This window comes from Synechococcus sp. EJ6-Ellesmere (genome assembly GCF_024345875.1).
Lineage (GTDB): Bacteria > Cyanobacteriota > Cyanobacteriia > PCC-6307 > Cyanobiaceae > Regnicoccus_A > Regnicoccus_A antarcticus.
The window spans coordinates 1-16,171 of record NZ_JAGQBY010000065.1; the positions used below are offsets into that span (position 1 = coordinate 1).

The following is a 16,171-nucleotide window of genomic DNA, read 5'->3' on the forward strand; positions in this document are numbered from 1 at the left end:
GGGATTTCACCCGCCCCGACCCCCCCCCCCCCGCCGGAGCGGCGGCGGCGGCCTTCCAGCGCCTCTACCTGCGCAGGCTGGTGGTGCCCACCGCCCGCCTGTTCGATCTGCCTGATCAGTACGCCTACCTCGAAGCCAGTCTGCAGCGCTTCCCCGGCGGCGCCGAGCAGGAGGAGCTGGCCCGCCGGGCGGGCTTCAGCTCAGCGCGCCACCGCCCCCTCGCTGCCGGCCAGATGGGCCTGCTCCAGCTGGTGGCCTGAGGCCTGCCTCTCGCCGCCAGCCGGTCCAGCCGCACGGGAGAATGCCCGCCGACGGTGGCGACTCCTCCTACCCCATGCATTTCCAGGACATCATCGCCACCTTGAACAGCTTCTGGGCCGACCAGGGCTGCCTGCTGCTGCAGCCCTACGACACCGAGAAGGGCGCCGGCACGATGAGTCCCCACACGGTGCTGCGGGCGATCGGCCCCGAGCCCTGGGCCGTGGCCTACCCCGAACCCTGTCGCCGCCCCACCGACGGCCGTTACGGCGACAACCCCAACCGCGCCCAGCACTATTTCCAGTACCAGGTGCTGATCAAGCCCTCTCCGGACGGCATTCAGGAGACCTACCTGGCCTCGCTCGAAGCCCTCGGCATCCGCCAGCGCGACCACGACATCCGCTTCGTGGAGGACAACTGGGAGTCGCCCACCCTCGGTGCCTGGGGCGTGGGCTGGGAGGTGTGGCTCGATGGCATGGAGGTCACCCAGTTCACCTACTTCCAGCAGTGCGGCGGCCTCGACTGCCGGCCTGTGTCGATCGAGATCACCTACGGCCTCGAGCGCCTGGCCATGTATCTCCAGGATGTGGAGAGCATCTGGGACCTGAGCTGGAACGGCCAGCGCAGCTACGGCGATATCTGGCTGGCCTCGGAGAAGGGTCAGTGCACCTACAACTTCGAAGCCTCCAACCCCGAACGCCTGCAGCAGTTGTTCGCCCTCTATGAGGCGGAGGCCACCGATCTGGTGGCGGCGGGCCTGCCCGCTCCGGCCCTCGATTACGTGCTCAAGTGCAGCCACACCTTCAACCTGCTGGAGGCCCGCGGCGTGATCTCGGTGACCGAGCGCACCGCCACCATCGGCCGCATCCGCCACCTGGCGCGCCAGGTGGCCGAGGCCTGGCTGCAGGAGCGCCGCGACCTGGGCTTTCCCCTGCTGGCGGCGCCCCTCAGGTGAAACGCAGCCTGCTGGCGGTGGTGCTGATCGCCGGCAGCTTCCAGGCGGGACGGCTGACGGAGCGGGCAATCTGGCCCTGCCGGTTGCGGCCGCTGGCGGCCCTGGTGGCTCCGCTGCTGGGTCAGGAGTTGCCCAGTCCCCAGCTCTGTGAACTGATGCTCAGCCTGCCCGGCTGACGACCAGGGGCGCCTGAGCGGGGAACCCTTGCGGGGCTGGTGGTGGTCCCATGCCCTTTCTGGTGGTGTCGTTGGCCCTGGCGGGGCTGGCTCTGGGCACCGTGCCCCTGGCCGCGGCCCCCCGGCTGGCCCTGCTGCTCCTGCTGGGCGCTGCCGGCCATTGGCGGGCGCGGCGGCTGGGGGCACGGCCGCTGCCGGCGCTGGCCCTGCTGGTGATCGACCCGTCGCTGTTGCTCTGGGCGCTCTGGCGTCAGCCCCAGCCTGGCCCGCAGGATCCGGTGCAACGGCTGCAGGGCCAGGGTGGCCGTGCGCTGGTGCTGCGCGGTGAGCTCAGCAGCGATCCCCGCCAGCGCGGCGATTCGGGTGGCTGCTCGGTGCCCCTGCGCACCGCCGGTGGCCGCACTGAACTGCTGCTCGAGCCCTGCCCGCCCCTGCGCCAGGGCTGGCTGGTGGAGGCCCATGGAACCCTGCGGCGGCCGGCCTCAGGGCCCCATCCGCTGCTGAGTGGTCCGGCGGAGCGCCTGGCCCGCCGCGGCATCTGGAGCCAGCTGCGCCTGGGGGCCAGCACGGATCTGAAGGTGCTGGCGCGCCCAGCCAGCCCGATCGCCGACCTGCGCCGCCGCATGGCCGTCACTCTGATCAAGCAGGGCGGCGAGCGCCGGGGCGGAATTCTGGCGGCCCTCGTGCTCGGCAGCGCCGTGGTGCCTCTGCCGGCGGATGTGGGCTCCAGCTTCCGCGCCGCTGGCCTCTCCCATGCCCTGGCCGCCTCCGGTTTCCACCTCTCGGTGCTGCTCGGCGCCGTGATGGCCCTCGGGCGGCGGCTGCCGAGGCTCCCCCGCTGCGCCCTGGCCCTGGGGGCGATGCTGCTGTTCCTGCTGCTGGCGGGCCCCCAGCCCTCGGTGGTGCGAGCGGTGCTCATGGGTGGCGTGGCCTTTGCGGTGCTGGAGAGCGGCGGCCGCAGCCGGCCGCTGGGGGTGCTGCTGCTGAGCGTGCTGCTGATGCTGCTGGTGCAGCCCTGGTGGCTGCAGGACGTGGGCTTCCAGCTCTCGGTGGCAGCCACGGCCGGGCTGATCCTCACCGCCCGCCCCCTGGAGACGGCCCTGGCGGGGCGCCTGCCGGCCTGGGCGGCGGCGGGGCTGGCGGTTCCCGTGGCCGCCTCGCTCTGGACCCTGCCGCTGCAGTTGCACCACTTCGGCATCGTGCCGTTGTACGCCGTGCCGGCCAACCTGCTGGTGGCGCCCCTGCTCAGCCCGCTCACCCTCGGCGCGATGGCGATGGCCCTCTCGGCGGTGCTGCTTCCGCCCCTGGTGCCACTGCTGGCCTGGCCGCTGCTGCCCCTGAGCGGCCTGCTGCTGGCCATCACCCGCGCCATCGCGGCCCTGCCGATGGCCCAATGGCAGCTGGGTCGTCCCCTGCCGGTGCTGGTGCTGCTGTTCGGTCTCTCCCTGCTGCCCTGGTTGTTGCCGGGCGCGGGGGCCTGGCCGAGGCGGCTGGGCGCGGCCGGGCTGGCGCTCGTGCTGGTGTTGCACCTGGCCCTGCTCGGCGGCGATGCGCTGCTGCTGGTGCATCGCTGGAGCGGCGATCTGCTCGTGGCCCGCCACCGGGGCCGCGGCGCCCTGGTCAGTGGCCAGGCCGATGGCCTCAGCTGCTCCGATGCCCGCAAGCTCGCGGGCGGCCTGGGCCTGGAGCGCTACGACTGGATCACCCTGCTCGATCCGGTCGCCCCGGACGATCCGGCCTGCTGGAGCGCCCAGACCTCCCTGCTGGTCTCCAGCAGCGACGGCCAGAGCAGCCTGCAGCCAGGACAACGGCTGGAGAGCCCCGGCCTCAGCCTCGCTCCCCTCAGCGGCGACAGCCAGGCCCTGGCCCTCGGCATCGGCCGCCATCGCTGGTGGCTCCTGCCCGACCCCCAGTCGTTCGAGGCCTGGAGTCATCAAGGCTCCGCCGGCGGCGAACCGGTGGCGGGGGTGTGGCTGGGCTTCCGCCCCAGCCGCCGCCAACAGCAGCAGCTCAGTGCGGCTGCTCCCCGGCGGGTGTGGCTCAGCGGCGCAGCCCCCGGTTTGCCCCAGGGTTGGAGCGCCAGCGGGGCGAATGGCTCGCTGCAGGGAGCCGCCGGCTGATGGCCCCGTGCAGATGAATCCGTAGAGTGGCCCCGGCTGATCCACCGGTGTCTGCGGGCACGGGAGTTTGGTCCTGGAGAGGTGGCTGAGTGGTCGAAAGCGAACGACTCGAAATCGTTTGAAGGGAAACCTTCCGTGGGTTCGAATCCCACCCTCTCCGTTTTTACAGGATCCGAAGGGATCCGCGAAAATCCTGAAACCGTTGCGGGGCAGTCGAACTGCCCTTTGGGGTCGTCCGGGCAGATCCGCTGAGAGCCCGCTACAGCCGCTGCGGATGACGGTATTTTTGACGGTATAGCCAGCCGGGTCCGGGTCTATACCGTCACCTGGCTTGCCGAACCTTCGACATCCCCTCCCGCGCCAGCGTTCCGGCGCTGTCCGCCATGCTCAGTGACAAGGCGATCCAGGCCCTGCGGCCCGACCCGGAACGCCCGGGAACCAAGCACCACGACCGTGACGGCCTCTACCTCTGGGTGGCGCGCTCAGGCTCCAAGACCTGGCGCAAGGACTACCGCTGGCAGGGAGCACGCCGCACCTTCACCATCGGCGCCTACCCGGCCATGCGGCTTGCCGATGCCCGCAAGCAGGCCCTGGAGCTGAACACCTGGATCAAAACCGGCATCGACCCACGCACCCAGGCCCCGGGTCAGCAGCGCAAGCAGGTGCAGATCAGTCGCCGACCGTTCACCCAGATCGCCCAGGTCTGGTTTGAGCACCACAGCGCCAGCTGGAGCCCCCGCTACTGCAGGGATATGCGGGAGAAACTTGATCACTTCTTGATCCCGGCACTGGGTCAACTGGATATCGAGGTGATCACCCGCAGCGACATTGAAACCCGGCTGCTCGCACCCATCCTCGCCAGGGGTGCCCATGAACAGGCCCGTCGCTGCAACGACGTCACCCGTCGCGTGATTGAGCACGCCGTTGACCTCGAACTTCGGCAGGACAATCCTGCCGTCAAAGCTCGCAAGGTGATCGCTGCCACCCGCGTCACCCACTACCACCGCATCAGCTGGGTGGAGCTTCCCGAGCTGCTGGAAGTGATCGATCGCTTTGAGCGGCAGCGGCTGGCTGAGCGCAGCAGCATCATCGCCCTGCGCCTGATGATGCTCACCCTGGTGCGACCCAGTGAACTCAGGGAAGCCCGTTGGAGCGAAGTTGATATCGAGGGTCGTCAGTGGATCATTCCCGCTGAACGCATGAAGACCCGCGTTCGCCACATCGTGCCGCTCTCATCGCAGGCGCGGCTGTTGTTTGACCTGCAGCGGCCGATCACTGGCCACACCGATCTGGTCTTTCACACCCCCAACCACCGCGGCAATGGAGAACTGCGGGTGATGAGCAATGGCTGCCTCTCGATGCTGCTGCGGCGCATGGGCTTCCAGGGGCGGCAGACACCCCATGGTTTCAGGGGGTTTGGGCAGACGAACTGCATCGAGCAGCTCAAGATCCCCAGGGTGGTCACCGAAAAGCAGCTGGCCCATGCCGATGGCAACAGCGTCAGCCGCGCCTACGACTGGGCCGAATACCTCGAGGAGCGCTCCGACATGCTGCAGCGCTGGGCTGATCTGCTCGATCAGGTGGCCGTCGTTGCCGCTCTGGCGCCGGTCTCAGAGCTGAGCGCAGAGATGGCTGGTCAACCATCAGCGCTGCAGGCAGCCTGACGCTTCGAGGTGATCCAGGCCTCCAGCTCCTGCTGGGACCAGGCCACCGCCCGCGGGCCAATCACGATCTGCCTGGGGAACTCGCCAGTGGCGATCAGGCTGTAGATGGTGGTGCGTGAAAGGCCGACCCGGTGGATCACCTCCGGGAGCCGCAGCAGTCGATCAGTTGCGGATGTCATGGCTGATGGTCTGGGCCTCAGGTGCGTGTTTTGGATTGGTTTGGTGCCTTTCAGTTGGTCTGGTGCAGCAACGCCATCACTGCCGGATCCCAGAGGATCTGCTGGCGGCGCTCTCTCCGACTGCAGAGCGGCAGGGCGACGCCCCAGTCGCGACCTGCTTCTGTGAGCTGCCAGTCGTCGTCCTCGTTTCGCTGCTGTAGGCCCGCGGCAGCCAGCCGTTGGTTGGTGCTGAGGAGCGTGCGATCGAGCCGCTCTGCCAGCTGATCGGCCGTCAGCCAGGCCACCCCTGCGCGGTGCGAGAAGCGTTGCTGCACCTCAGCGCCGGCAGGACAGCTGTTGGCCTGGATCTCCTCCAGGGCGCTGAGCAGGGCCTCGGCATGGGAGACGCCGGTGAGGTGGATGATCTCGTCTGCCCCGCGCAGCACCTCTGCTGCGGTCTGCCTGCGGATCGCGTCGATGGACCTAGCTCCTTGTGGCGCTATGCGCTGCTGGCTGCGCTGGATTGCGGGCAGCAGCTCATGGGTGAGCCAGCGCCGCATCCGCGGCGCGCTGGGGTTGTCGCTGTCAAGCAGCCTGCGCAGCAGGGCGGCCTCGTTGATCATCGCCAGGGTGAAGCCACCGGCGCCGGGCCCCTCTTCTGAATGGAGGCAGTGCTCCCCGTCGCGCTGGATCGCTACGGCCCAGACCATCGGGCTTTCCGACAGCGCGGCGCAGGCATCGGCGACGACAAACCAGGCCTCGCCCTCCTGATCGGCGCTCACCCGGATGCAGTGCCCATCGAACACGTAGGGCACCAGAGCGGACGTGTTGCTCATGGCTGGGAAGGTGAGAGGACAGGGGCGCCATGCCGCGACGCGAATACTGCAGGGGTGAATCCCCCAGGGGCCGCGGCCAGTGGTGCCGGCACCGGACCCGCCAGGACCAGCAGCACCGTGCTCAGCTGCAGGGCCAGCACCAGCCACAGCAGCCACTGCAGCTGCCGCAGGCTGCTCAGCCGCACGGTGGTGGTGATCGGCCGGCGCGTGCGGCAGAAGGCCGGCAGCTGTGGCTGGCCCATCGGCCGCGGCGTGCGGCCGGGGTGTTGGGGGTGGGCCATCAGAAGGGCACCTCCTCATCGGCGAACTCATCGCCGTAGTCCTCCCCATCCGCCAGCGGGATCCGCTGCTGCTGGCCGGCAGCGGCTTCATCGGAGCGGTAGGCCTGCTCCGCTGCCTCGATCCAGGCTGGGGCACTCCCCTCCCGGATGCTCAGCGGGCCGTAGAAGCCGATCGTAACGTTGCGGGGGACTGCATCGGCCGCGGCCTGGTCTTCGATCTTGGGGCCCTTGGGGTTGCCGTCCTGGTCGTACTGCTGCGCCCAGCGGGTCTCCAGCACCAGCACAACTCCCACATTCAGCCGGCCGCGGCGGTGCTGGCGCCTTGCCTCGATCCACTCGCCGAAACCCTTGGCCTTGAGGATCAAGCGCACCCGGTCTCCCGGTGCTGGAACGCCGCCCTCATCGCCGATGCGGGCCTCCATCGTCGTGCCCGGCATGGCGATCGCATGCACCACCATCTCCTGCTTCACCTTGGGCCGACCCTGGCGGTCGGTGCCGTTGGGGATCGGCTCCATCGCGCCGCTGGTGAGGTTCTTGCGCAATCGGTCGCGCTGCTCGGGCCGCACGATCGCCAGGTAAGCCACCTCACCGAGGCGCTGCTGACGGATCACCGGCGCCGCGATGCGGCTGCCGTCGTTGAGTTCAATCGCCATGTGACTTGCTGGTCAGGGTGGAGGGGGAAGAAGACAGGGGCAGCAGGGGCTCCAGGCCGGCGCCCAGCCGCAGCAGGTGATGGGCGGCTCCGGAGAGAGACAGCTGGTGCTCGACCGACAGCTGCCGCACCTGGCGGTAGACATCGCTGTGAACGCAGACGCACAGGTAGTGGCGGCCGTGCTGCGCCCGCGGCTGGGGCCTGGCGTAGGCGCGGCGGCAGATGCTCATGGCGTTCCCCCCGCCAGCTCGCGCTCAAACACGTCGATGAAGTCCTTGTGGCGCCGCTGGGTGATGCGGTCCTTGATCGTGCGCACCTCCCTGGGCACCTGGAAGTGGTGGCGGAACTCGATCGTGAACCGCTTGCGCGCCTCCTGAGGCATCGCCCCGAGGAACTTGTGCAGGGTGGCGATCTCCTCGTCCGTCAGGGGCTCCAGGCCGGAGTCGCTGGCTTCGGGGCCATCCGGAGCGCCGGTGTCCCACTCGTCGTCTGCGGCTTCAGGGTCGTTCGCAGCGGGGGAGGCGGCTGCACTGCCGGCGCCCGCGGCGTCCGCCATCAACGGCTGCGCCTGTGTCGGCTCGATAGTCCGAGGAGGAATGCCCACAGGAATGCCCAGCAGGCCCGCCAGCAGGGAGGCGGTGAGCGCATGCCAGGCCGCACTGCCCTCCTGCGGTGCCTGGGCTTCGCTGAACTTCTCGGCGCCGCCGCGGTGCCGCAGGGTCACCCGCAGCACTTCGTGCTCCTCGTTGATCAGCTTCTGGGCGCTGAACGAGAAGCCCAGGGCAAAGGCCGGCGCCGCCGCCTGAACGACCTCCTGCATGGAGGTTTCGGCGATGGCGGCCATCTGGGACTGGAACTGGGCCAGACCCTCGGCCCACTGGGCGCGGGCCTGCTCGCGGCTCTGCAACAGGGCCTGGTTGAGATCAAAGGCGGCGGTGGGACCTGGCGTCGGCTCCATCCGCCCGCAGGGGGTGGTGGTCATCGAAGGCACTGCGGGACCGGCGCCCGCTTGCCTCGGATATTAGCGGCTCGCTAATCCGAATCTGTATCTTGTGCAACGCAAGGCATGGCGTACTCCGAGCCTGCTTCGAGACTGATCGTGCTTGCCTCAGCTGGCGCCCGTCTTGGTGGACCATTCCTCCAGCCAGCGCTGCGGCAGCCACGCCTCTCCGTCCCACATGCCCTGCAGCTGCTCGGCGGAGTACGGCTCAAAGCCGGCCAGCATCGCCTGAAAGGCCTGCCGCTGCTTGGCTGGCGCCGCCTTGGCTGCGGAACTCAGGGCCTCCATCACGCCGATGCCGTGTTGCTTGGCGGTCTGCGCCAGCTGGCCGCGCCACTGCTCGCTCAGCTTCGCCGCTTCTGCGGCATCGACGTCCGGCTGGTCCGGCACCGCAGGCGCCTGGTAGGTGGTCGGCACCGGCAGCAGTCCCAGGTGGCAGCTCCAGAACTCCGCCGGCCCCCACACCCGTCCCTCGTCATCCACCAGAGGCTTGGCCTGGCTGATCAGATCTTTCAACGCGCGGGTGCGCACGCCACTGAAATCCCTGGCGGCCAGACGCCGGTTCACCTCCGCTAAGGCAAAGAAGCTCTCCGGGCGTGGCTTGGGGGCCTTGCCGTTCTCGAACACGCTCAGGGTGCTGGGGGCCATCACTTCAAAGCCGGCCTCCTTGGCCCACTTGTAGGCCGTGTACTGGGTCCAGTTGTTCAGCTCACGCCAGCGCCTCAGCATCCGGCCGAACTGCTGACCGGCTTCGAGCTGTTTGGCCTCGATGTACCGGTACTCAGGGGACATCAGGACTTGGTTCTGGCCATTAGCGAAAGGCTAAGGCTTCTGCTGCCGATTGGAATCTGCAACGCCCTGATGCCAGTACCCAATGGCCCTGCCCCGCTGCCGCCAGTGCCGGCCCTTGCCGCGTCGAACCTCAGGCTCCACCAGGCCACAGAAAACGGCTTGATCAGGCGGGAACAGCGGCGCTGGCCAGCAGATGGCCTCCCGCAGCCGCCGCTCCAGTTGTTGGCGCTGCGCCGGCTGCAGCAGCGTCACCGGCCCCACGATTCGGCTGTCCGGCCCCAGGGTCCAGTCGTCGCGCTGACAGCCGAACTCCCAGTTGCGGCCATCAGCGGCGCGGGCCCACAGCAGCGCCCCGAGCTGGTCTCGTTCGATCGCGATCTCCAGCTGCCAGCCGCTGGCCAGATCGAGTCGCATTCGCCCCCACCAGATCTCGTGCCAGGGCCTGTCCGCCAGGAAGGCCTCCCCCGCCAGCAGCGCCAGCAAGGCCTGCTGGAGCTCGGCGGCGCAACAACGGCTCAGTTGGCGCAGAGCGGGTGACGCAAGCCATTGCCACGGCACCACAGCGCCCACTCCCCCGGCGCGATCGGGTTGCCGCAACAGCGGCAATGGCCGGGATGGCGGACGCGGATGCGCCGAAATCCATTGGGGTCAGCTTGGGGCTGCCTGTGGGGCACCCCTGGTGTGGGCACCCCAGGCGCGGACGCAGCAGAGGGACGGTGCGCGCAGACCTGCAGCCCGTGCTCGCGAATCAGGCGACAGGCCAGGAAGGCGCTGGTGCGCGCCTCCTCCAGGTGGGGCGAAGCGCTCATCGCCACCAGCTTCTCGACCTTGGTCAGCGCTTTCTGCGCCGCTGCTCCAGCGTCCATCGCCATTCAGCTCGCTTGTTCAGCCTAGCGAGCCTGAGTCGGTGCCGATAGTCTGGTTCGGTCCATCGAAGTCCCCCATGGCTCCGCTGATGACCCCGCTCTCGGTGCAGTTCACCCCCGAGCAGCAGGCCTGGCTGGATCGGCGCACCCGCGGGGGTCTGCTGTCGCGTTCCTCCGTGATCCGCCTGATCGTGGCCGAGGCCATGGAACGCGACCAGCTCGCCAGCAGCCCCCGTAAGCGTCAGGGGCAACATGGCCAGCGCTGAAGCGGCCACCAGTCCCAAACAGGCCTGCCGCATCGACCGCGCCGCCGCCCAGCAGTTCCTCTCCATGCTGGGCAAGGACCCTGCCAGCGCGCGGCTGCGCGCTTTCCCCCACCGCGCCAACCCGGCCAAGGGGGAAATCGGCGCCCGCAAAGGCTCCTTTGACCTGACGGTGGCGGACCAGTGGCAGAGGGAAGGCCGCGGCATCTACCTGGTGATCAACGACGGCGGTGACCGCAAGAGCGAGATCACGGCCTGCCGGGCTTTCTTCGTGGAGTGGGACGACCGGCCGATCGACTGGCAGCTGATCGCCTGGAGGCAGCTGGGCCTGCCGGAGCCCTCGCTGATCGTGCTCAGCGGCGGCAAGTCGGCCCACTGCTACTGGCTGCTGCACCGCCCAATCCCGCCGCAGGAGTGGGCACCGTTGCAGGCGGAGCTGATCGCCTATGCCGGCGGCGATCCCCACTGCAAGGACGCCTCGCGGGTGATGCGGCTGCCGGGCTGCTGGTACGTGGATGCCTCCGGTGAGCCCACCGCTCTGGTGGAGCTGGTGCACGTGAGCGGCCAGCGCTACGCCCCGGAGGACATCGCCCTGGCGCTGCTGCCCGATGAGTTCGCTGAACCCGTGGCAGGCACTACGCCGCAGCACGCGATCCCCCTGGAGCAACCCAACGAGGACCCAGGCACTGGCATCCCGTTGCCTGATCTCGACGACGAGGACTTCGGGCCGCCCAGACCGCTCGATCAGATCCGCACCGCCATGGCCGCCATCCCCCGCCGGGTGGCCGGCAGCAACACCTACGCTGACTACCGCAACCTCCTCTGGGGCCTGATCCAGGCCTGTGAGCAGGCCGGCCATGACCGCGAGCTGGCGATCGCCCTGATGGAGGCCCACAGTCCTTCGGCCAGCTGCGGCTGGGACATCCGCCAGGTGGCCAGCTCCGGCGGCGAGCAGATCGGTGCGGCCACCTTCTGGTTTCACGCGCGTCAGCACGGCTGGCTGCCGCCGGAGCCGCGGCCCACACCCCCAGGCCTCCCGGGGCGCAGGCTGCAGGCAGCCGCCGAAACCAGGGCGACACCGGCGGGCGCCATCCCGGTGGCAAGAGCGGCGACCGCTCCAGCAGCAGCAATGCCAAGGGCACCAAGGGATCTGGGGCTGGCGCAGGCCCGCAGCGCTTCTCGCCCAGGCCCGACACCCGGGTGCGCTGGGGGAAGGTGCACCTGCCGATCAACCGCCGCCTCAATGCCCTTGAGCACTGCATTCGATCCCTGGTGGGCCGCGAGCGCAACAGCCTGCGCCGCTCGGCCCGCGTGCGCGAGGCCCACGCAGCCCTCGAACTCAAAACAGCCCTGCGGCTGCAGGAGATCAGCCAGCTGATCCTCGAGGCCCACGACCTGCGCAACGGCAACCGCTTCCGCGGCCTCAATCAGGCCGCTCGTCTGGCGATGCCGCAACCGGTGGTGGAGTGGGAGATCCCGGGCTGCATCCCGCGCCGCGATCTCTCGATCGTGGGCGGCCGGGCCAAGGTGGGCAAGACGCGGCTGGTGCATGCCCTCGCCCGCTGCCTGCTCTGCGCCGAGGACTTTCTCGGTTTCGGCGCCCCGGAGGAACCACGGCCAGTGATCCTGGTGACCGATGACCAGGGCGACGGCGACACCGCCCAGATGCTGCAGCAGCTAGGGATCTGGGATCACCCTTTGCTGCTTTGGTCGCGCCGCTTCCGCGCCACCGAGGCCAACCTCGATGCCCTGTTGGCCTGCCTGGCCGCACACCCGGGCGCGGTGGTGATCCTCGACTCGCTGCGCTCGATCACCCGGAGCTGCTGCTTCGGGGAGAACGACCCTGAGATGGGCTCACTGATCTATGACCTCAAGCACCAGATCACCGATGCCGGCGGCACGCTGCTGCTGATCCACCACTGCAACAAGGCCAACGACACCACCGGTACCGAGGCCCTCTCGGGCCACAACGCCATCGCCGGGGCGGCCAACACGATCTTCACCCTGCACTACCTGGCCAAGGGCAATCGGCTGATCAAGGACTCGCCGCAGCGACGCCTGGTGCGCGAGGCCCGCTCCGGCCCGCCGGCGGATCTGGTGGTGGCGATTGACGGCAACACCGGAACCTTCGCGCGGCTCGGCACCTACGACGACCTGCAGGAGCAGCAGGAGCAGGAGAGCGATCTCGATCGCGCCGGCCAGAGGCTGCGCAAGGCCAATGAGAAGCAGCAGGAGGCCTTGCGTTACCTCCAGGCCCTCCATGCCAGCGGTCTGGCTGGCATCGGTCTGCTGGAGCTGCTGCAGGCGATCGGCGTGGCGCCGGCAGAGGCACGGCTCAAGCGAGACCTGGAGGGAGAAGCCCTGACCACCTACAAGGCCCTGGGCCGATTCCTTGGGAGCCTGGATGGCCTGGTGATGTCCACCCGTGTGGGCACAAGCGGCCAGAGCTACTACCTGCGCTACGGGCTCAGTGATGCCGGGGCGGAATGGCTGGCCCGTGAGTTCAATCTGTAGAGGTTGATTCTTGCGATTCTTTGGATCCCCCTCCAGCGCAGACCATCTGACGGTCCCGGGTGAGCGGACGCTTTCGGGATCCTTTGGATTCTTTGCTGGCCACTCCATGTCCGCCGCCGCTCACGGGCCACTGACCCACGCCCGCTGGAACGGGAGCTGGATTCTTGGGCTTCTTTGGACCCGCCTCCAGCGCAGGCACTTTGGCGCCCAAGGGGGATGGATCCGATCTGGATTCTTGGGATTCTTTGCGGCATCCCCTTCCCTGGGGCCGAAAGCTCCTGGGCACCAAAGAATCCAAAGCAGCCAAAGAATCCCACGTCCGATCTTCTGCCCAGATCCCCTGCGTTGCAACGGGATCCAAAGAATCCAACCAATTTGGTGTTTCACGTGAGGTTCTGGTGATGGCGCTCTCCACCACGGCCTCCTGCTCAGAGCGCCTGAGTGAATCCACGGGCTGGTTGGCGCCGATCCCAGGCTTGCGGCGCACGGATCCGGAGCACCGCTACTGGCTGGGGGAGCATCTGTTCCCGGTCTCCGTCACCGGTGTGGTCGGCTCAGCCAAGAGCGACTGGGCGATGGCCCGCATCGAGGCCACCCGCCACGTCTGGGAGCCCCGCGGCCACACCGTGCACCTGGCGCTGGAGGCCCTGCTCAAGGCACGCTTCCATCCGCAGCCCCGAAACCGGGAGCAGGCGGCCCTGTTGCTTGAGGAGCTGCGGGCCTCGCACTACCGGTCCTGGATCGAACCATTGCTGGTTCACCCCCACTGGCAGCAGGTGACGGTGATCGCCTCGGAGCGGCCCACCTGCTGCCTGATCCGCAACCTGGCCGGCACCTACGACACTGGCTATGTGCACCGCAGCAGCGGTCTGCGGGTGCTGGCCGACCTGAAGACCCTGTCGGGTCGGCACTCCAGCAGCTACTGCACCCGCGCCCAACTGGGCGGCTACATGGCACTGGAAGCGACCTGGGGCGTGCACTACGACGCCGGCCAGACGATCTGGGCCCGGCCAGGGGAGACCCGCTTCTCGCCGCTGTATTCCCGCGAGGAATGCCTGGCGGCCTGGGCAGCGGCATGGGCTGCCTACGTGAGCCGCATGCGGCCCTGGTGATCCACTATCCGAATCGCCGTGTTCGGACTATCGAGCCGCTATCCTGCAAGGCAGGCGCGCTGCAACCTGCGCCGCACGACGCCTCGCTTCTCCTCGCCGATGGCCGCCAGCTCCATCCCTCCTGATCCCGATGGCGGCGCCGAACTCGATGTGCTGCTGGATCGCATCACCGCCCTCAAGGCGGAGCAGAAGGCGATCGAGGCCGCGCTGACACCGCTGCTGGAGCAGCTCAGCGGCGCCCTGGAGGCCGGTGAGCTGGATGCGAACTTCGCCCACAACGACTGCAACTTCTGCTGGTCGGCTGGGCGGATCAGCTACGTCTACCCCGAGCATCTGCGACAGCAGGAGCAGGCCCTGAAGCAGGCGCAGCGGTTGGCGGTCGCCAGTGGGACCGCTACGCAGAAGCATGGCAAGGCGTTCTGGACGATCAAGCCGGGCCGGAGCTGAGCGATGGCCAATCCCCAGAAGCGCAAGGGGGATGCGGCGGAACGGGAGGCGGCACTGCTGCTGAGCGACCTGCTGGGGATGACGGTGCGCCGCCGCCTGGGAGCAGGGCGGACCACCAGCGCCGGCGGTGACACCGGCGATCTCGATGGTGTGCCTGGCCATGTCATTCAGGTGGCCAGCTGGGCCAACACCGCCGCCGCGGCCCGCACCAAGCCAGACGAGGCTGCGCTGCAGGCCGTGCATGCCGGCGTGCCGTTCGCAGCGACCTTGGTGCGGTTCCGTGGCGGCACCTGGCGGGTGGTGCTCACCCCCCAGCAGTGGGCGGCCTACGTGAGCTGGATCCTGCATAGCGGAGGTGGAGCATGAGCCCCGAGCAGCCACCGACAGCGGGCGCTTGCTCAGACGCAGGCGCCGAGTCGCTGGAGGAGCTGCGCGAGGCCCCACCCCAGCAGGACGACGACGGCAACCCGATCTGGCCGGCCGCCGACCCCAGCAGGCCGGTGGGCAAGGGCAATCCACCGCGGGGCCGCCGCAGCAAAACCCACAAGCCCCGCGCTACCCACATGGAGGTGGAGACCCGCATCGCGGAGGTACAGCTGTGGGTCGCGCAGCGGCTGCCGCTGGCCGTAATCAGGGAAAAAGCTGCCCAGAACTGGGGAATCACCAACATCAAAACGGTGAGCCGTTACCTGGCCCTGGCCCGGCAGCGGATGGTGGAGGAGCTGATCTCCGACCGTCGTCGCCACCAGGCCGAGCAGATCTTTGCCCTCAATGAATGCGCCAGGCGGGCGATGGACGCCGAGCAGTTCAACGCGGCGGTCGGTGCCTTCCGGGTGATTGCCGAGATCGGCGGGCTGCTGCGGGCGCCGATCAAGCCGCCGGAGCCGCGGGCATGACGGCGAGCACCACCACCACCGCGATGCCAGCAGCGGTGCTCCAGCCGGCCGCCCTCACCGAAGGCGGATTGCTGCTGCCGGAGCTCGACCCCTGGGGCGACGGCGGCCTGCTGCACCTCCCCACAACCACCACAGCCGAGCCATCCGACCCCCAGAGCCTGCGCAGCTTCATCGCTGAGGCCTACCCCCGCTACGGCTTCCACCGCTGGGCCGAGGTGCTGATCGACCTGCTCCAGCAGGTGGCCGATGGCCAGCTGAGCCGGCTGATCGTCACCTGTCCGCCACGGCTTGGGAAAAGTCTCCTGGTTTCCAAGCTGTTCCCGGCCTACTTCCTGCAGCGCTACCCGCACCTGTTCGCGGCGATCGCCTCCTATTCGGCGGAGCTGGCCTATGCCAACTCCCGAGAGGCGCGTCACTTCTACCGGGGGACCGGCCATCTGCTGGCCCGCGATTCGGCAGCGGTGGGCAACTGGCTCACCCGCCAGCGCGGCGGCTGCATCGCCGCCGGCGTGGATGGGCCGTTCACCGGCAAGGGTTACAGCCTGGGGATCATCGACGACCCCTACAAGGGCCCCGGCGATGCCGCATCTCCGGCGCTGCGGCAGAAACTGATCGACTGGCTGCGCTCGGTGTGGTTGACGCGCGCCGAGCCGGCCTCGGTGCTGGGCCCAGACGGCAGCACCCAGCCGAATCTCTCAGCCCAGGTGGTGGTGCTGACCCGCTGGGACCACCAGGACGTGATCGGCTGGCTGTATGAGCAGGAGCTGGGCGAGGCGCCCCAGCAGTGGACTGTGCTGGATCTGCCGGCAATTGCAGAAGACCCGGCCGAGCGGCCCCAGCTGCCTCACACCTGCACCCTGATCCCCGACTGGCGCCAGCCAGGTGAGGCGCTGTGCCCAGAGCGGTTCCCCCTGCCGGAACTGCTCAAGATCCGGGCCCGCCTCGGTGTCTACTGGTGGGCGGCGCTATACCAGCAGCGGCCCAGCCCAGCGTCTGGATCCATCTTCCTGAGGCAGTGGATCCGGCCTCCCTTCCCCCGCGAGGACGGCAGCCAGGGTAGCGCCCCTTTGAGTGGTGTAACTCAGAAGGTCCTGTGACCCTGTCTGGAGGGTGAACAGGTGCAGCCAGAGGATGACTGCTCAGGAGCTGATTGTGCAGCTCCATTCAATCACTATGAACCC

22 protein-coding genes and 1 tRNA gene are annotated in these 16,171 nt (G+C 68.8%); 14 read left to right on the forward strand and 9 right to left on the reverse strand.

The features are described 5' to 3' along the window. From KBY78_RS08545 to KBY78_RS08570, 6 genes are all read left to right on the forward strand, one after another. Positions 1–260 (forward strand): class I SAM-dependent methyltransferase (locus KBY78_RS08545; RefSeq protein ID WP_255143230.1); only part of this gene is annotated, 260 nt, incomplete at its 5' end. Positions 261–334: 74 nt separating this feature from the next. After that, on the forward strand, positions 335–1,213 hold the full coding sequence (glyQ, locus tag KBY78_RS08550; RefSeq protein ID WP_255143248.1) for a glycine--tRNA ligase subunit alpha: 879 nt from the start codon (positions 335–337) through the stop codon (positions 1,211–1,213). After that, positions 1,210–1,389 (forward strand): hypothetical protein, encoded by a 180-nt coding sequence (locus KBY78_RS08555; RefSeq protein ID WP_006170093.1) that lies wholly within the window; start codon positions 1,210–1,212, stop codon positions 1,387–1,389. Before glyQ ends, KBY78_RS08555 begins: the two co-directional genes overlap by 4 nt. Before the next feature lie 50 nt (positions 1,390–1,439). Beyond that, the gene (locus KBY78_RS08560) at positions 1,440–3,509 is read left to right on the forward strand and encodes a ComEC/Rec2 family competence protein (RefSeq protein WP_255143231.1); all 2,070 of its coding nucleotides are present in this window, start codon (positions 1,440–1,442) and stop codon (positions 3,507–3,509) included. Between the two features lie 75 nt (positions 3,510–3,584). Next, positions 3,585–3,669, forward strand: a tRNA-Ser gene (locus KBY78_RS08565). A gap of 223 nt (positions 3,670–3,892) precedes the next feature. Next, positions 3,893–5,173: an integrase arm-type DNA-binding domain-containing protein gene (locus KBY78_RS08570; RefSeq protein ID WP_255143232.1), complete on the forward strand. Its 1,281-nt coding sequence runs from the start codon at positions 3,893–3,895 to the stop codon at positions 5,171–5,173. Here KBY78_RS08570 and KBY78_RS08575 read toward each other — a convergent pair. From KBY78_RS08575 to KBY78_RS08615, 9 genes are all read right to left on the reverse strand, one after another. Next, entirely contained in the window at positions 5,146–5,352 is a 207-nt protein-coding gene (locus tag KBY78_RS08575; protein ID WP_006170096.1) for an AlpA family transcriptional regulator, read from the reverse strand. The genes KBY78_RS08570 and KBY78_RS08575 overlap by 28 nt on opposite strands. A gap of 50 nt (positions 5,353–5,402) precedes the next feature. Next, on the reverse strand, positions 5,403–6,167 hold the full coding sequence (locus KBY78_RS08580) for a BRO family protein (protein WP_255143233.1): 765 nt from the start codon (positions 6,165–6,167) through the stop codon (positions 5,403–5,405). After that, positions 6,164–6,448 (reverse strand): hypothetical protein, encoded by a 285-nt coding sequence (locus tag KBY78_RS08585; RefSeq protein ID WP_255143234.1) that lies wholly within the window; start codon positions 6,446–6,448, stop codon positions 6,164–6,166. The genes KBY78_RS08580 and KBY78_RS08585 overlap by 4 nt, the downstream gene beginning before the upstream one ends. Continuing rightward, positions 6,448–7,101 carry a hypothetical protein gene (locus KBY78_RS08590; protein WP_255143235.1) on the reverse strand — a complete coding sequence of 218 codons (654 nt, stop codon included), beginning with the start codon at positions 7,099–7,101 and terminating at the stop codon, positions 6,448–6,450. The genes KBY78_RS08585 and KBY78_RS08590 overlap by 1 nt, the downstream gene beginning before the upstream one ends. Next, positions 7,091–7,330: a hypothetical protein gene (locus KBY78_RS08595; RefSeq protein ID WP_255143236.1), complete on the reverse strand. Its 240-nt coding sequence runs from the start codon at positions 7,328–7,330 to the stop codon at positions 7,091–7,093. The genes KBY78_RS08590 and KBY78_RS08595 overlap by 11 nt, the downstream gene beginning before the upstream one ends. Beyond that, positions 7,327–8,082 (reverse strand): hypothetical protein, encoded by a 756-nt coding sequence (locus tag KBY78_RS08600; RefSeq protein ID WP_255143237.1) that lies wholly within the window; start codon positions 8,080–8,082, stop codon positions 7,327–7,329. The genes KBY78_RS08595 and KBY78_RS08600 overlap by 4 nt, the downstream gene beginning before the upstream one ends. Positions 8,083–8,208: 126 nt before the next feature. After that, positions 8,209–8,892, reverse strand: a complete 684-nt coding sequence (locus tag KBY78_RS08605) for a helix-turn-helix transcriptional regulator (RefSeq protein ID WP_255143238.1) — start codon at positions 8,890–8,892, stop codon at positions 8,209–8,211. Between the two features lie 30 nt (positions 8,893–8,922). Then, positions 8,923–9,462 (reverse strand): hypothetical protein, encoded by a 540-nt coding sequence (locus KBY78_RS08610; RefSeq protein WP_255143239.1) that lies wholly within the window; start codon positions 9,460–9,462, stop codon positions 8,923–8,925. Then, entirely contained in the window at positions 9,408–9,764 is a 357-nt protein-coding gene (locus KBY78_RS08615) for a DUF2786 domain-containing protein (protein WP_255143240.1), read from the reverse strand. Before KBY78_RS08615 ends, KBY78_RS08610 begins: the two co-directional genes overlap by 55 nt. Positions 9,765–9,835: 71 nt before the next feature. Here KBY78_RS08615 and KBY78_RS08620 point away from each other — a divergent pair, with 71 nt between their 5' ends. From KBY78_RS08620 to KBY78_RS08655, 8 genes are all read left to right on the forward strand, one after another. Next, entirely contained in the window at positions 9,836–10,024 is a 189-nt protein-coding gene (locus KBY78_RS08620; protein WP_006170104.1) for a hypothetical protein, read from the forward strand. Next, complete coding sequence (locus KBY78_RS08625; RefSeq protein WP_255143241.1) at positions 10,011–11,399, forward strand: hypothetical protein; 1,389 nt, start codon at positions 10,011–10,013, stop codon at positions 11,397–11,399. The genes KBY78_RS08620 and KBY78_RS08625 overlap by 14 nt, the downstream gene beginning before the upstream one ends. Further along, positions 11,294–12,535, forward strand: a complete 1,242-nt coding sequence (locus KBY78_RS08630) for an AAA family ATPase (protein ID WP_255143242.1) — start codon at positions 11,294–11,296, stop codon at positions 12,533–12,535. The genes KBY78_RS08625 and KBY78_RS08630 overlap by 106 nt, the downstream gene beginning before the upstream one ends. A gap of 401 nt (positions 12,536–12,936) precedes the next feature. Continuing rightward, positions 12,937–13,647: a hypothetical protein gene (locus tag KBY78_RS08635; RefSeq protein ID WP_255143243.1), complete on the forward strand. Its 711-nt coding sequence runs from the start codon at positions 12,937–12,939 to the stop codon at positions 13,645–13,647. Positions 13,648–13,746: 99 nt separating this feature from the next. Next, a complete protein-coding gene (locus KBY78_RS08640; protein WP_255143244.1) occupies positions 13,747–14,094 on the forward strand; it encodes a hypothetical protein in 348 nt (115 codons plus the stop codon). Positions 14,095–14,097: 3 nt separating this feature from the next. Continuing rightward, positions 14,098–14,460: a hypothetical protein gene (locus KBY78_RS08645; RefSeq protein WP_255143245.1), complete on the forward strand. Its 363-nt coding sequence runs from the start codon at positions 14,098–14,100 to the stop codon at positions 14,458–14,460. Further along, a complete protein-coding gene (locus KBY78_RS08650) occupies positions 14,457–14,990 on the forward strand; it encodes a hypothetical protein (protein ID WP_255143246.1) in 534 nt (177 codons plus the stop codon). The genes KBY78_RS08645 and KBY78_RS08650 overlap by 4 nt, the downstream gene beginning before the upstream one ends. Further along, positions 14,987–16,087, forward strand: a complete 1,101-nt coding sequence (locus KBY78_RS08655) for a hypothetical protein (RefSeq protein ID WP_255143247.1) — start codon at positions 14,987–14,989, stop codon at positions 16,085–16,087. Before KBY78_RS08650 ends, KBY78_RS08655 begins: the two co-directional genes overlap by 4 nt. Positions 16,088–16,171 lie beyond the last annotated feature (84 nt).

Coding starts and splice junctions, on each gene's coding strand:
- KBY78_RS08560 (WP_255143231.1), top strand. CDS start 1,440: ATGCCCTTTCTGGTGGTGTCGTTGGCCCTGGCGGGGCTGGCTCTGGGC.
- KBY78_RS08650 (WP_255143246.1), top strand. CDS start 14,457: ATGAGCCCCGAGCAGCCACCGACAGCGGGCGCTTGCTCAGACGCAGGC.
- KBY78_RS08585 (WP_255143234.1), bottom strand. CDS start 6,448: ATGGCCCACCCCCAACACCCCGGCCGCACGCCGCGGCCGATGGGCCAG.
- KBY78_RS08590 (WP_255143235.1), bottom strand. CDS start 7,101: ATGGCGATTGAACTCAACGACGGCAGCCGCATCGCGGCGCCGGTGATC.
- KBY78_RS08595 (WP_255143236.1), bottom strand. CDS start 7,330: ATGAGCATCTGCCGCCGCGCCTACGCCAGGCCCCAGCCGCGGGCGCAG.
- glyQ (WP_255143248.1), top strand. CDS start 335: ATGCATTTCCAGGACATCATCGCCACCTTGAACAGCTTCTGGGCCGAC.
- KBY78_RS08625 (WP_255143241.1), top strand. CDS start 10,011: ATGGCCAGCGCTGAAGCGGCCACCAGTCCCAAACAGGCCTGCCGCATC.
- KBY78_RS08645 (WP_255143245.1), top strand. CDS start 14,098: ATGGCCAATCCCCAGAAGCGCAAGGGGGATGCGGCGGAACGGGAGGCG.
- KBY78_RS08570 (WP_255143232.1), top strand. CDS start 3,893: ATGCTCAGTGACAAGGCGATCCAGGCCCTGCGGCCCGACCCGGAACGC.
- KBY78_RS08640 (WP_255143244.1), top strand. CDS start 13,747: ATGGCCGCCAGCTCCATCCCTCCTGATCCCGATGGCGGCGCCGAACTC.
- KBY78_RS08620 (WP_006170104.1), top strand. CDS start 9,836: ATGGCTCCGCTGATGACCCCGCTCTCGGTGCAGTTCACCCCCGAGCAG.
- KBY78_RS08580 (WP_255143233.1), bottom strand. CDS start 6,167: ATGAGCAACACGTCCGCTCTGGTGCCCTACGTGTTCGATGGGCACTGC.
- KBY78_RS08635 (WP_255143243.1), top strand. CDS start 12,937: ATGGCGCTCTCCACCACGGCCTCCTGCTCAGAGCGCCTGAGTGAATCC.
- KBY78_RS08655 (WP_255143247.1), top strand. CDS start 14,987: ATGACGGCGAGCACCACCACCACCGCGATGCCAGCAGCGGTGCTCCAG.
- KBY78_RS08615 (WP_255143240.1), bottom strand. CDS start 9,764: ATGGCGATGGACGCTGGAGCAGCGGCGCAGAAAGCGCTGACCAAGGTC.
- KBY78_RS08575 (WP_006170096.1), bottom strand. CDS start 5,352: ATGACATCCGCAACTGATCGACTGCTGCGGCTCCCGGAGGTGATCCAC.
- KBY78_RS08600 (WP_255143237.1), bottom strand. CDS start 8,082: ATGACCACCACCCCCTGCGGGCGGATGGAGCCGACGCCAGGTCCCACC.
- KBY78_RS08605 (WP_255143238.1), bottom strand. CDS start 8,892: ATGTCCCCTGAGTACCGGTACATCGAGGCCAAACAGCTCGAAGCCGGT.